This is a genomic window from Streptomyces sp. DH24 (assembly GCF_029813775.1).
In the GTDB taxonomy this organism is placed as follows: Bacteria; Actinomycetota; Actinomycetes; order Streptomycetales; family Streptomycetaceae; genus Streptomyces.
Genome location: NZ_JARVKW010000075.1, coordinates 1 through 13292 on the forward strand (window position 1 = coordinate 1; position 13292 = coordinate 13292).

11 protein-coding genes and 1 other RNA gene are annotated in these 13292 nt (G+C 72.6%); 10 read left to right on the forward strand and 2 right to left on the reverse strand.

What is annotated here, in order from left to right:
• The coding region (locus QC282_RS31550; RefSeq protein ID WP_279553022.1) for an FHA domain-containing protein at positions 1 to 1620 on the reverse strand (1620 nt) is incomplete at its 3' end.
• A gap of 435 nt (positions 1621 to 2055) precedes the next feature.
• Between QC282_RS31550 and QC282_RS31555 the strand changes: the two genes are divergently transcribed.
• From QC282_RS31555 to QC282_RS31570, 4 genes are all read left to right on the forward strand, one after another.
• The gene (locus QC282_RS31555; RefSeq protein ID WP_279553023.1) at positions 2056 to 3723 is read left to right on the forward strand and encodes a serine/threonine-protein kinase; all 1668 of its coding nucleotides are present in this window, start codon (positions 2056 to 2058) and stop codon (positions 3721 to 3723) included.
• A 128-nt stretch (positions 3724 to 3851) separates the two neighbouring features.
• Positions 3852 to 5108: a serine/threonine-protein kinase gene (locus QC282_RS31560; protein WP_279553024.1), complete on the forward strand. Its 1257-nt coding sequence runs from the start codon at positions 3852 to 3854 to the stop codon at positions 5106 to 5108.
• Between the two features lie 58 nt (positions 5109 to 5166).
• A complete protein-coding gene (prfB, locus tag QC282_RS31565) occupies positions 5167 to 6273 on the forward strand; it encodes a peptide chain release factor 2 (RefSeq protein ID WP_279553025.1) in 1107 nt (368 codons plus the stop codon).
• 305 nt (positions 6274 to 6578) lie between these two features.
• Positions 6579 to 7463, forward strand: coding sequence for a hypothetical protein (locus QC282_RS31570; protein ID WP_279553026.1), 885 nt, complete (start codon positions 6579 to 6581; stop codon positions 7461 to 7463).
• Positions 7464 to 7646: 183 nt separating this feature from the next.
• Here QC282_RS31570 and QC282_RS31575 read toward each other — a convergent pair whose 3' ends face one another.
• Positions 7647 to 7838: a hypothetical protein gene (locus QC282_RS31575; protein ID WP_279553027.1), complete on the reverse strand. Its 192-nt coding sequence runs from the start codon at positions 7836 to 7838 to the stop codon at positions 7647 to 7649.
• Between the two features lie 274 nt (positions 7839 to 8112).
• Between QC282_RS31575 and ftsE the strand changes: the two genes are divergently transcribed.
• The 6 genes from ftsE to QC282_RS31605 all read left to right on the forward strand — a co-directional run bounded on the left by ftsE (position 8113) and on the right by QC282_RS31605 (position 13223).
• Complete coding sequence (ftsE, locus tag QC282_RS31580) at positions 8113 to 8802, forward strand: cell division ATP-binding protein FtsE (protein ID WP_279553028.1); 690 nt, start codon at positions 8113 to 8115, stop codon at positions 8800 to 8802.
• A gap of 52 nt (positions 8803 to 8854) precedes the next feature.
• Positions 8855 to 9772 carry a permease-like cell division protein FtsX gene (ftsX, locus tag QC282_RS31585; protein WP_279553029.1) on the forward strand — a complete coding sequence of 306 codons (918 nt, stop codon included), beginning with the start codon at positions 8855 to 8857 and terminating at the stop codon, positions 9770 to 9772.
• A 67-nt stretch (positions 9773 to 9839) separates the two neighbouring features.
• On the forward strand, positions 9840 to 11009 hold the full coding sequence (locus QC282_RS31590) for a S41 family peptidase (protein ID WP_279553030.1): 1170 nt from the start codon (positions 9840 to 9842) through the stop codon (positions 11007 to 11009).
• Between the two features lie 68 nt (positions 11010 to 11077).
• On the forward strand, positions 11078 to 11557 hold the full coding sequence (gene smpB, locus QC282_RS31595; RefSeq protein ID WP_279553031.1) for an SsrA-binding protein SmpB: 480 nt from the start codon (positions 11078 to 11080) through the stop codon (positions 11555 to 11557).
• 140 nt (positions 11558 to 11697) lie between these two features.
• Positions 11698 to 12098: a transfer-messenger RNA gene (gene ssrA / locus QC282_RS31600) on the forward strand.
• 141 nt (positions 12099 to 12239) lie between these two features.
• Positions 12240 to 13223 (forward strand): PHB depolymerase family esterase, encoded by a 984-nt coding sequence (locus QC282_RS31605; RefSeq protein WP_279553032.1) that lies wholly within the window; start codon positions 12240 to 12242, stop codon positions 13221 to 13223.
• Positions 13224 to 13292: the final 69 nt, after the last annotated feature.

A 13292-nucleotide genomic window follows, 5' to 3' on the forward strand; every position in this document is an offset into this window, starting at 1 on the left:
TGCGGCGGTGCCGCTGGGGCCGTAGGCGCCCTGGGCGCCCGTGCCATGGGTGCCGTGGGCATCCGGTGCGCCTGTGCCGCTGGGGCCGTAGCGGTTCGGTGCGCCTGTGCCGCCGGGGCCGTAGACGCCCTGCGCGCCCGCGTCCCCGGGGCCGTAGGCGCCCTGTGCGTGCGTGCCGCTGGGTCCGTGGGCGCCCTGCGTGCCCGTGCCATGGGTGCCGTAAGCGCCGCCCGCGCCGCGGGGGCCGTGGGCATCCTGTGAGCCTGTGCCGCTGGGACCGTGGGCGCCCTGCGCGCCCGTACCCCCGCGGCCGTGGGCGCCCTGCGTGCCCGCGCCGCGGGAACCGTGAGTATCCGGCCCGCCCGCGCCCCCGGGGCCGTAGGCGTCCGGCGCACCCGGGCCTTCAGATCCGTAGGCTCCCCGCGCGCCCGTGCCCCCCGGACGCCGTGCGTCTCCCGGAGAGCCCGCGCCGGGGGCCCCGGGTCGGCCGCCGTGGGTGGCGCCGTCGTCGCGACCGGCACCCGGGCGCGACCTGGCGCCCGGAATCCGGCCCGTGTCACCTCCGCCGTGGCCGCCGCGCGGCCCGGGACCGGAGTCGGCGGCGGGGCCCTGCGACGGTGCGCCGGACGCTGCCGCGCTGTCGTCGCCCGCCGTGCCCGTGGCTCCGCGGCTCTCCAGCCGGGGCGCTCCGCCCTGTCCGGGCACGGTGCGCTGCTCGCCGAGGGCACCAAGGGCACCGGCGGCACCAAGGGCACCGGCCGCACCGGGTGCACCGGCCGCACCGGGGGCACCGGCCGCACCGGGTGCACCGGCTGCACCGGGGGTGCCGGGGCCCGTAGCCACCACCGGTCCGCCCGGCGAAGCCGCCCCGTACACCCCGTACCCATGGTGTGTGTGCTCCGCCGGGCCCGGCGTGCCCTCGCGGGACTGGTCCGTCACGCGCGCGTGCGCGGTGGCGCCGCCCTCGGCGGGCACGCGCACGTGGCCCTCGCCGTCCGGGGTCGTCCGCACGCGGGCACCCGGGCCGCCGGACGGAGCCAGCCGCAGGGTGGACTCGCCGACCCGCAGCAGCGCGCCCGGCGGGAACCGCACCGGGCGGTCCGTCACGCGCGTGCCGTCCAGCAGCGTGCCGTTGGTGGAGCCGAGGTCGGCGACCGCGACGCGGCCGTCGGCGGCGACGGTCACCGCGCAGTGCAGCCGGGAGACGTCCGGATCGTCCAGCGGGACGTCCGCGTCGGCGGAGCGGCCGACGCGGATCTCGCCGCCGTGCAGCAGATGGACACCGCCCGCGTCGGGACCGGCGACCACGTGCAGCTGGGTCGGGGCGTCGTCCAGCTCGGGATGCGCCTCCGGCTCCAGGGGCGCGCCCACGGACAGCACGGCGCCGTCGATCAGCGGGGGCTCCCCGAGCGTGCAGCGCTGGGCGTCCAGCCGCTGCCCGGCGGCGTACAGCGCGGCGGGGCCGTCGCTGCCGGAGACCGCCGAGGCGAGGGCCGAGGCCACCGCCGCGAGCGCCGTACCGGCGGGGGCCGTGACCAGCACGTCGCAGCTCGCGGCGCGAGCCCGCGCCGTGGGGGAGGGCGGGGCCTGCGGGTCTACGACGGTCAGCCGGATCTGCATCGCCGTCAGCGGTCCCTTCGCACGGGCGCCCGCGCCGACAGGAGCCGAAACCGCCCACGGTCCCCCACCGCGGACTTTCCCCACCCCGCCGCACGAGCACGTCGGCCAGTAGCAGGAGGCATCCTCGCACCTGCCACCGACAACGCGCCCGCCCCCCGTCACCAAATGATCTTGAATGGTCGGCTCTGCCCGCAAAAGTGCCTGACCACTGCCGTACCGGTGACCGTTTGAGAGCCACTTGAGATCGGTCACGTCTGCCTCCGGCAACCAACGGATCGAGTGGAGCGTCTTTCCTTCGAACATGTCCGGCCAGGTACCGGAGCAAGGACCGCCCGGCGTCGGACGCCTCGGCACTACAGTTGGTCCGAAGACCTCCGTGGCACGGTGGAAACCAGGTGTCCGGGCCAGCCAAGCAAGCAGCAGGGAGCGCATGACGTGCGGCCGGTAGGCAGCAAGTACTTCCTCGAGGAGCCGCTCGGACGTGGCGCGACGGGGACCGTCTGGCGCGCCCGCCAGCGGGAGACGGCGGGCGCCGAGGCGGCCGTGCAGGGCCAGCCCGGGGAGACCGTCGCGATCAAGGTCCTCAAGGAGGAGCTCGCGCACGACGCCGACGTCGTGACGCGGTTCCTGCGGGAGCGCTCGGTGCTGCTCCGCCTGACCCACCCGAACATCGTGCGGGTCCGCGACCTGGTCGTCGAGGGCGATCTGCTGGCCCTCGTCATGGACCTGGTCGACGGCCCCGACCTGCACCGCCACCTGCGCGAGAACGGCCCCTTCACGCCGGTCGGCGCCGCGCTGGTCACCGCCCAGATCGCCGACGCGCTGGCCGCGAGCCACGCCGACGGCGTCGTGCACCGCGACCTGAAGCCGGCAAACGTGCTGCTCAGGCAGGACGACGGCCAACTGCACCCGATGCTGACCGACTTCGGCATCGCCCGCCTCGCCGACTCCCCGGGCCTCACCCGCACCCACGAGTTCGTCGGCACGCCCGCGTACGTGGCGCCCGAGTCCGCCGAAGGCCGCCCGCAGACCTCCGCCGTCGACATCTACGGCGCCGGCATCCTGCTGTACGAGCTGGTCACCGGGCGCCCGCCGTTCGCCGGCAGCTCCGCCCTCGAAGTCCTGCACCAGCACCTCAGCGCCGAGCCGCGCCGCCCCTCCACCGTCCCCGACCCGCTGTGGACGGTCATCGAGCGCTGCCTGCGCAAGAACCCCGACGAGCGCCCCAGCGCCGAGAACCTCGCGCGCGCCCTGCGCGTCGTCGCCGAGGGCATCGGCGTGCACGCGAACTCCGCGCAGATCGCCGCCGCCGACAACGTCGGCGCGCTCCTCGCGCCCGACCCGGCCCCCGCCCCCGTACCGGGCACGCCCGGCGCGACCGGCGACGCCGACCCCACGCAGGTCCTGCCGCAGGGCGCGGGCGCCTACGACCCGAACGCCGCGACCAGCGTCCTGCCGCACACCGGCGGCCCGGCCGGCGCCGCCGACCCCACCGCCGTCATGCCCCCGGTGCCGCAGGGCCAGCAAGGCCAGCAGGGCCAGCAAGGCCAGCAGGGCCAGCAGGGCGGCGGTCCCGAGGACCCGCACCCCTGGCAGAACCAGCTCCGCGCCGCCCGCGACCGCAACGAGCAGACGCAGGTCCAGTACCTCGACCCGAACGAGGACCCGCTGCGCCGCCGCCCCCAGCGGCAGGTCGCCCGTCCCCAGCCGCAGCAGCCCCCGCAGCGCCGGCCCCAGCAGCCCCCGCAGGGCTACGGGCAGCCGCAGCGCTACGCACCGCCGCCCGCCCCGCAGCCCCAGCCGCAGCGGTACGCCCCGCCGCCGCCCCCGCCGGAGCGGCAGCGGCCCGTGCGCGAGCCCCGGCGGCGCAGCGCCAACCGGATGCGGATCCCGGGCCTCGGCTGCCTCAAGGGCTGCCTGTTCACGATCGTCATCCTGTTCGTCGCGGGCTGGCTGATCTGGGAACTCAGCCCGCTGCAGGACTGGATCGGCACCACCAAGGGCTACTGGGACCAGCTCACCGACTGGTTCGGCACCGTGACCGGCTGGATCGAGGACCTGGGCGGCAGTTCGGGCGGCGGCACGGGCACCGGCACCGGCTGACACACGCCACACCAAGCCCCTTGGTTCGGGGATTTGTCGACACCCAGCGGGTGATTTCCGCCTCGGCGGTGAAGGTTGGCGCCTCGGACGCGTAGTTTTAGCGACAACACGCGTCTGTAGGAGCAGCCTTGGCACGGAAGATCGGCAGCCGGTACACCGCGAACCAGATCCTGGGTCGGGGCAGCGCCGGCACGGTGTGGCTGGGCGACGGACCGGAGGGTCCCGTCGCCGTCAAGCTGCTGCGCGAGGACCTCGCCTCCGACCAGGAGCTCGTCGGGCGCTTCGTGCAGGAGCGGACGGCGCTGCTCGGCCTGGAGCACCCCCACATCGTGTCCGTGCGCGACCTGGTCGTCGACGGCAACGACCTCGCGCTCGTCATGGACCTGGTCCGCGGCACCGACCTGCGCACCCGGCTGGAACGGGAGCGGCGGCTCGCCCCCGAGGCGGCCGTGGCGATCGTCGCCGACGTCGCCGACGCGCTGGCCGCCGCGCACGCCGCGGGCGTCGTCCACCGCGACGTCAAGCCCGAGAACGTCCTGCTGGACATGCAGGGCCCGCTCGGCCCCGGCGGCGCGCACCCGGCGCTGCTCACCGACTTCGGTGTGGCCAAGCTCATCGACACCCCGCGCCGCAGCCGCGCCACGAAGATCATCGGCACGCCGGACTATCTCGCCCCGGAGATCGTCGAGGGCCTGCCGCCCCGCGCGGCCGTCGACATCTACGCCCTGGCCACGGTCCTCTACGAGCTGCTCGCCGGCTTCACGCCGTTCGGCGGCGGCCACCCCGGCGCGGTGCTGCGCCGGCACGTGACGGAGACGGTGGTGCCGCTGCCCGGCATCCCGGACGAGCTGTGGCAGCTGATCGTGCAGTGCCTCGCGAAGGCCCCGGCCTCCCGGCTGCGCGCCTCCGAGCTCGGCAGCCGCCTGCGGGAGCTGCTGCCGATGCTGGCGGGGATGCCGCCGCTGGACGTGGACGAGCCGGACGTGGAGCCGGCGGAGGAGGCCGAGGAGGAGCCGTCCGCGGGCGGCCCGGCGCCGGGCGGACAGCCGCAGGCGGCCGTGCGGCGGCGGGGCGCGGTGCCGCTGGTGCCGGGGGCGAGGCCCACGGACGCCAACCGGGACACCCACACGTCCATGCGGGTCCCGGCGCCCGACGAGCTGGCGGGCGGGGCCCGGGGAACGGCACGGGCGCCGCGGGCGGCGGGGTCGCCCCGGCCCGGCTCGGCACGCAACCGCGCGGTGGCCAGGCGCCGCCGGATCGCGCTCGGCGTGACAGCGGCGGCCCTGGTGGCGGCGCTCGGCGCCGGCACCTGGCTGGCCACCTCGGGCGACGACGCGGACGCCACGCCCCGGGACACCGAGAACTCGGCGCCGGTGACGCCCTGAGGCGGCCGTCCCGCCGTCACCGGCGTGGGCCGGTCGGCGGAGCCGTTACGCTGGAGGCGTGGCAGTCGTCGACGTATCCGAAGAGCTCAAGTCCCTCTCCTCGACCATGGAGTCGATCGAGGCCGTTCTGGACCTCGACAAGATGAGGGCAGACATCGCCGTGCTCGAGGAGCAGGCGGCCGCGCCGTCCCTGTGGGACAACCCGGACGAGGCGCAGAAGATCACCAGCCGGCTCTCCCACCTCCAGGCCGAGGTCAGGAAGGCGGAGGCGCTGCGCGGCCGGATCGACGATCTCGCCGTGCTCTTCGAGATGGCCGAGGAGGAGGACGACCCGGACACCCGTGCCGAGGCCGAGTCCGAGCTCACCGCCGTCAGGAAGGCGCTGGACGAGATGGAGGTCCGCACCCTCCTCAGCGGCGAGTACGACGCCCGTGAGGCGCTCGTCAACATCCGCGCCGAGGCCGGCGGCGTCGACGCCGCCGACTTCGCCGAGAAGCTCCAGCGCATGTATCTGCGCTGGGCCGAGCAGCGCGGCTACAAGACGGAGATCTACGAGACGTCGTACGCGGAAGAGGCCGGCATCAAGTCGACCACCTTCGCCGTGCAGTCGCCGTACGCCTACGGGACGCTCTCCGTCGAGCAGGGCACGCACCGGCTCGTGCGCATCTCGCCCTTCGACAACCAGGGCCGGCGGCAGACGTCCTTCGCGGGCGTCGAGGTGCTCCCCGTCGTCGAGCAGTCCGACCACGTCGACATCGACGAGTCGGAGCTCCGCATCGACGTCTACCGGTCCTCCGGCCCCGGCGGCCAGGGCGTGAACACGACCGACTCCGCGGTGCGCATCACGCACCTGCCGACCGGCATCGTGGTCTCCTGCCAGAACGAGCGCTCGCAGATCCAGAACCGCGCGACGGCCATGAACGTGCTCCAGGCCAAGCTGCTGGAGCGGCGCCGCCAGGAGGAGCAGGCCAAGATGGACGCCCTCAAGGGCGACGGCGGCAACTCGTGGGGCAACCAGATGCGTTCCTACGTGCTGCACCCGTACCAGATGGTCAAGGACCTGCGGACGGACTTCGAAGTGGGCAACCCGGAGGCCGTGTTCAACGGCGAGATCGACGGCTTCCTGGAGGCCGGAATTCGCTGGCGCAAGCAGCAGGAGAAGTAACGCGAGGCGCCGACGGCGTTTTGTCGACAAGGCAACTGCCGCCTTCCGGGCGGCAGTTGCCTTTTGCGTGCCGTGATGTCTGGGTTTTACATCACACTCACGGCTTTCGTATGACGCAAAGCGTGCGTACGTGGACATCGCGTACGCAACGGCCTTGACGTTGCTCTGAAAAGTGGGAAGGGTGAAGCTGGCATGCGTATCTCTGGGGCGCATGTGAACCGGGGGGCTTCACTTCAGCTACCTCCGTCGATCACGGCCCCCGAGCGCCGCCTCATTGACGATCAGCTACTGGGGGTAGCAACCACATGACCAAGAAGACGCGGATCCGTGTCGCGCGGATAGCGGCCGGCGCCGTGATCGCCGCCGGCGCCTCGCTGACCGCCGCGGGCGCCGCCTCGGCCCTGGACATCGGTGTGAACTTGGGTGCCGACGAGAGCGGCGTCGGAGTCGGCCTCAACGTCAGCGCCGACGAGGACCCGTGCGACATCGGTGTCGGCACCGACTGCGAGGACGACACCACCGGCGGTACCACCGGTGGCGACGACTCCACGGGTGGTGCGACCGGCGGTGACGACTCGACCGGCGGTGCGACCGGCGGCGACGACTCCACCGGTGGTGTCATCGGCGGTGTGATCGGTGGCGGCACCGGTGGCGACGACTCCACGGGTGGTGCGACCGGCGGTGACGACTCGACCGGCGGTGCGACCGGCGGCGACGACTCCACCGGCGGCGCCACGGGCGGCGACGACTCCACCAGCGGCGGCAACGGCAACGGTGGCAACGGCAACGGTGGCGGGACCGGCGGCAACGGCGGCGGCAACGGCACCAACGGCAACGGCAACGGCGGCGGCACCGGCGGCAACGGCAACGGCGGCGCCGGTGACAATGGCGGCGGCAACGGTGGCGGCGGCGACGTGACCGGCGGCAGCACCGGTGGCGGCGGCGACCAGACCGACCCCGACGGTGGCCCGGTTCCGCAGGAGGAGGGCTCCTCCTCCCTGACCGACACCGGCTCCGAAGAGGCCACGGGCTCCGACACCTCGGCCCAGGGCAACGGCGAGGAGCTCGCCGAGACCGGTGCCGCCGAGACCACGTTCCTGCTGGTCGGCGCCGCGACGATGATCGCCGGCGGCATCGGCTTCCGTATCCTGCCGCGTCTCATGGCGGGCCGCGGCGGCGCTGTCGCCTGACGGTAGCCGTACCGCGACGGAACGTGCGCACGACGCACAGCACGTGACAGAAGGGCCCGGAGCGCATCGCTCCGGGCCCTTCTCGTGGCTTCTGGGAGGCCTCTCGGGGCCTTGGTCGCCTCGCGCAGGCGGCCCGGGGCCGGTCGCGGCCGCGAAGGACCGACCGAACCGGACGTACCGTCCTTACGCGGTCTGGTGCGCCAGGAGGGCCACCGCGGCGATGAGCACCACGAGCAGCGCGACGAGCGCCATCGGGTTCAGCCCCGCGAAGAAGTTCTCCTGCTGCAGCCGCTCGCGGTTCGCGCGGCAGACGGGGCACCGGCCCTCGTTCACGGGCGCCGCGCAGTTCGCGCACACCAACCGGTCGTACGTCATGCGCTTCGCCCTCCTTGCACCGGTTCCACCCTCAACAACGCCCGCGAGTCCGCGAACGTTCCCCTCCACTGTGCCAGGTCCCGTGGAATTCAGCTCGGGGTCCCGTGGAGCCGGGGTTCCGGACGCCGCGTGACGCACCGCTCACCGGCCCGCGGCGCACCCAGGCCGGTGCAAACGTGCACAACCCTCCCGCAACCCCAACCGGTGCCTGCGCCGCGCTGCCCGGTTCGCGTATGGTCACGCTCATCTACCCCCGGCGACCCGTGGTGCATCCGTGATCCGATTCGACAACGTGTCCAAGGTCTACCCCAAGCAGACCCGTCCAGCCCTCAGGGATGTCTCCCTGGAGGTCGAGAAGGGCGAGTTCGTGTTCCTCGTGGGGTCCTCCGGCTCCGGAAAGTCCACCTTCCTGCGGCTGGTCCTCCGCGAGGAGCGGGCCAGTCACGGGCAGGTGCACGTCCTGGGCAAGGACCTCGCCCGCGTCTCCAACTGGAAGGTGCCGCACATCCGGCGCCAGCTGGGGACCGTGTTCCAGGACTTCCGGCTGCTGCCGAACAAGACGGTCGCCGAGAACGTCGCGTTCGCGCAGGAGGTCATCGGCAAGTCCCGCGGCGAGATCCGCAAGTCCGTGCCGCAGGTGCTCGACCTCGTCGGGCTCGGCGGCAAGGAGGACCGCATGCCGGGCGAGCTGTCCGGCGGTGAGCAGCAGCGCGTCGCCATCGCGCGGGCCTTCGTCAACCGGCCCAAACTGCTCATCTGCGACGAGCCCACCGGCAACCTCGACCCGCAGACCTCCGTCGGCATCATGAAGCTGCTCGACCGCATCAACCGGACGGGCACCACCGTGGTCATGGCCACGCACGACCAGAACATCGTGGACCAGATGCGCAAGCGCGTCATCGAGCTGGAGAAGGGCCGCCTCGTCCGCGACCAGGCCCGCGGCGTCTACGGCTACCAGCACTGACCGCCGTACCGGCCGCCCGATGACCGTCCACGGAAAGGCATAACCAGTCGCCATGCGCGCCCAGTTCGTCCTGTCGGAGATCGGCGTCGGTCTCCGCCGCAACCTCACGATGACGTTCGCCGTCATCGTCTCCGTCGCCCTGTCCCTGGCCCTGTTCGGCGGCTCGCTGCTGATGAGCGACCAGGTCAACACCATGAAGGGCTACTGGTACGACAAGGTCAACGTCTCGGTGTTCCTCTGCAACAAGAGCGACGCCGAGTCCGACCCCAACTGCGCCAAGGGCGCGGTGACCGAGGACCAGAAGCAGCAGATCGAGACCGACCTGGAGAAGATGTCGGTCGTCGACAACGTCGTCCACGAGTCGCAGGACGAGGCCTACAAGCACTACAAGGAGCAGTTCGGCGACTCCCCGCTGGCCAGTTCGCTGACGCCGGACCAGATGCAGGAGTCGTACCGCATCAAGCTGAAGGACCCGGAGAAGTACCAGGTCATCGCGACCGCCTTCGACGGGCGTGACGGTGTGCAGTCCGTGCAGGACCAAAAGGGCATCCTGGACAACCTCTTCGGGCTGCTGAACGGCATGAACTGGGCCGCGCGGGCGGTGATGGCGCTGATGCTCGTCGTCGCCCTGATGCTGATCGTCAACACCGTGCGCGTCTCGGCGTTCAGCCGGCGGCGCGAGACCGGCATCATGCGCCTGGTGGGCGCCTCGGGCTTCTACATCCAGGCGCCGTTCATCATGGAGGCCGCGGTCGCCGGGCTCATCGGCGGTGGTGTCGCCTGCGCCTTCCTGGTGGTCGGCCGGTATTTCATCATCGACAACGGACTCGCGCTCTCCGAGAAGCTGAACCTGATCAACTTCATCGGCTGGGACGCCGTCCTGGCGAAGCTGCCGCTCATCCTCGCGACCAGCTTCCTGATGCCCGCCCTGGCCGCTTTCTTCGCTCTGCGCAAGTATCTGAAGGTGTGACACATGCCAAGTGGGCCGTGCGGTCAACCGGCCGTACGGCCCCTTGCGTTGTCCTAGACTCACCGGCATGTCAGGTCGTGACCTGTTCTGTCAGCCCCGCCGCCTGCGCCGCGGGGCCGCCCTGACATTGGTGTTCGCCAGCGTCCTCGTCGCCGGCGCGGCCACCGGCTCGCTGCCCGGCCCGGAGCGGAAACCCGCGCCCGACACGGCCCGTTCGGCCGCTCCCGCCGGTCACCACGAGGACGTCGCCAGGGCGGCCCAGGAGGCCATGGCCGACGGCAAGTCCCCAATGGAGGCCGCCGAGCGCGCCGTCAGCCGCAGCGGCGACCGCTGGGCCGCCATCTACTCCGAGGGCGAGTACGAGGAGTTCGAGGAGACCCTCGACGGCCAGTACACCGGCGTCGGGCTGTGGGCCCGGCGCGAGCGGGACGGCCGTGTCGAGGTGACGAAGGTGAAAAGCGGCTCGCCCGCCGCGGAGGCCGGAATCCGCGCGGGCGACCGGCTGCGCAGCGTCGACGGCCACCGCGTCGAGGGGCGGCCCGTCACCGAGGTCGTCGCCCTGCTGCGCGGCGACGCCACCGACGCCGACGCCGGCACCACCGTCCGCCTCGGCCTGGAGCGCGGCACACGCGCGTGGACCGAGACCCTGCGCCGCGCCCGGCTGACCACCGACTCGGTGACCGTGCGGACCCTCCCCGGCGGCGTCACCGTGATCAAGGTCGCCGCGTTCACCAAGGGCACCGGCAAGCAGGTCCGCACCGCCGTACGGCGGGCCCCGGCCGCCGCCGGGGTCGTCCTCGACCTGCGCGGCAACTCCGGCGGCCTGGTCACCGAGGCCGTGACCGCCGCGTCCGCCTTCCTCGACGGCGGCCTCGTCGCCACCTACGACGTCGACGGCGCCCAGCGCGCCCTGCACGCCGAACCCGGCGGCGACACCGGCCGGCCCCTGGTCACGCTCGTCGACGGCGGCACGATGAGCGCGGCCGAGCTGCTCACCGGCGCCCTCCAGGACCGCGGCCGCGCGGTGGTCGTCGGCTCGCGGACCTTCGGCAAGGGCTCCGTGCAGATGCCGAGCCGGCTGCCCGACGGCTCCGTCGCCGAGCTGACCGTCGGCCACTACCGCACCCCCTCCGGCCGGGGCGTCGACGGACGGGGCATCACGCCCGACCTGGAGGCGGACCGGGACGCGCTGGCCCGCGCCGAGACGGTCCTCAGCGGTCTCGGCGAAGCGCGGTAGGCGCCGGGGCGGCCCCGGCGTAAACGGCTTCCCGCGGACCCCCCTCGTAGTGCGAAAATGGCGGCACTATGGCTAAGGAAAAAGGGCGCAAGCTGATCGCGCAGAACAAGAAGGCGCGGCACGACTACCTCATCATCGACACCTACGAGGCCGGTCTCGTCCTCACCGGCACCGAGGTGAAGTCGCTGCGCCAGGGCCGGGCGTCGCTGGTCGACGGCTTCGTGCAGCTCGACGGGCACGAGGCGTGGCTCTACAACGTGCACGTGCCGGAGTACAGCCAGGGCACGTGGACCAACCACAGCGCCCGCCGCAAGCGCAAGCTGCTCCTGCACCGGGCCGAGATCGAGAAGCTGGAGTCGAAGTCCCAGGAGACGGGGCACACGATCGTGCCGCTCGCCCTGTACTTCAAGGACGGCCGCGCCAAGATCGAGATCGCGCTGGCGAGGGGCAAGAAGGAGTACGACAAGCGGCAGACCCTGCGTGAGAAGCAGGACCGCCGCGAGGCCGAGCGGGTGATCTCCGCGATCCGCCGCAAGCAGCGGGCCTGACCCGGGACCGCACCGGGCCCGGGTGCCGGCCGGGCTCCACGGTCCGGCGGCCGCCGGGAATACGGTGGCATCGACGTGCGTTGGTCACGTACGATGGCATCTGCACCTCACAGCGGGTGCGCGGATTGTCAAATCAACATGGGGATGATCGGTTTCGACAGCGGCTGTCGAAGCAGGGGAAGCGTGTCGAGGAAGCGGCCATGATCTCGTAAACCACAGGCCGAAAAAAATAATCGCCAACACCAAGCGCGATTCCTCCCAGCAGGCCTTCGCCCTCGCTGCCTGATCTCAGGTAGCGAAGCGAGCCTCCTACTAAAGGGAGTGTCAGCCCGGGGCTGTTCCCGACCCGGATCCTGGCATCAGCTAGGGGACTAAACCTCGATCCCGGTCACGGGGTGAAGAGGGAAACCAAACAGTGACTGAGCCCGTCGGAGACTTGTCCGCGTGATCTCCGGGGCTGAGAAAAGCACAGCGGACTGCACACGGAGAAGCCCTGGTTCTGCACCGTTGGACGCGGGTTCGATTCCCGCCATCTCCACCACCCCATGAAGAACCCCCGCCCGGGAGACCGGGCGGGGGTTCTTGCGTTCCCGAGGCTGGTGGCCGCACCTATGGGCGGCCCCGCCGTTGTGGGGCCCCGCTCTATACCGGCGGGTGGTTCACGGTTCTACCGTCCCTCGGCATGACACAGACCAGAGCCGCGACATCCCCCCGCCTTCTCCTGGCGACCGTCCTGGTTGCCCTGCTCACGGCCCTTCTGACCCCCACGACCGCCCGCGCGGCCTCCCTCCAGGAGGTCACCGGCTTCGGCACCAACCCGGGCGCGCTGCGCATGTTCCGGTACGTGCCCGACGGACTGCCCGCCGGGCGGCCCGTCGTCGTCGCCCTGCACGGCTGCACGCAGAACGCGTCCGGCTACGGCACCGGCAGCGGCTGGCTCCAACTCGCCGACCGCTGGGGCTTCTCCGTCGTGCTGCCGCAGCAGCAGAGCGCCAACAACGCCTCCTCCTGCCTGAACTGGTTCCAGACCGGCGACATCCAGCGCGGCCAGGGCGAGGCCGCGTCCATCGCTCAGATGGTGGACCGGCAGCTCACCGACGTCTCCGGCGCCCCGTCCCGCGTCTACGTCACCGGCCTGTCCGCGGGCGGCGGCATGACCTCCGTGATGATGGCGGCGTACCCGGAGAAGTTCGCCGCGGGCGGCGTCGTCGCCGGGCTGCCGTACGGCTGCGCGCAGGCCGCCGGGTCGCCGTACGTGTGCATGTACGTCGGTGCCACGCAGACCCCGCAGCAGTGGGGCGACCGGGTGCGCGCCGCCCGGCCCGGGTACACCGGGAAGTGGCCCACGCTCACCGTGCTGCACGGCACCGCCGACTACACGGTGAAGCCGGTCAACATGGCCGACCTGGTGGAGCAGTGGACCAACGTGCACGGCGCCGACCAGACCGCCGACGCCAGCGACACCGTGGCCGGATATCCGCACCGGATCTACCGGGGCCCGGCCGGGAACGCCGTCGTGGAGACGTACGAGCTCACCGGCATGGGGCACGGGCAGCCCGTCGACCCGGGCAGCGGCGCCGAGCAGTGCGGCACGGCCGGTGCCTACATGCTCGACGTGAACCTGTGCGCCGCGTACCGGCTCGGGCGGGCCTGGGGCCTGGGCTGAACCGGCTGACCGGCCTGTCCGGCACCGGCGCGGGGTGACACGGACCGGCGCGGGGCCGTGTCCGCGACC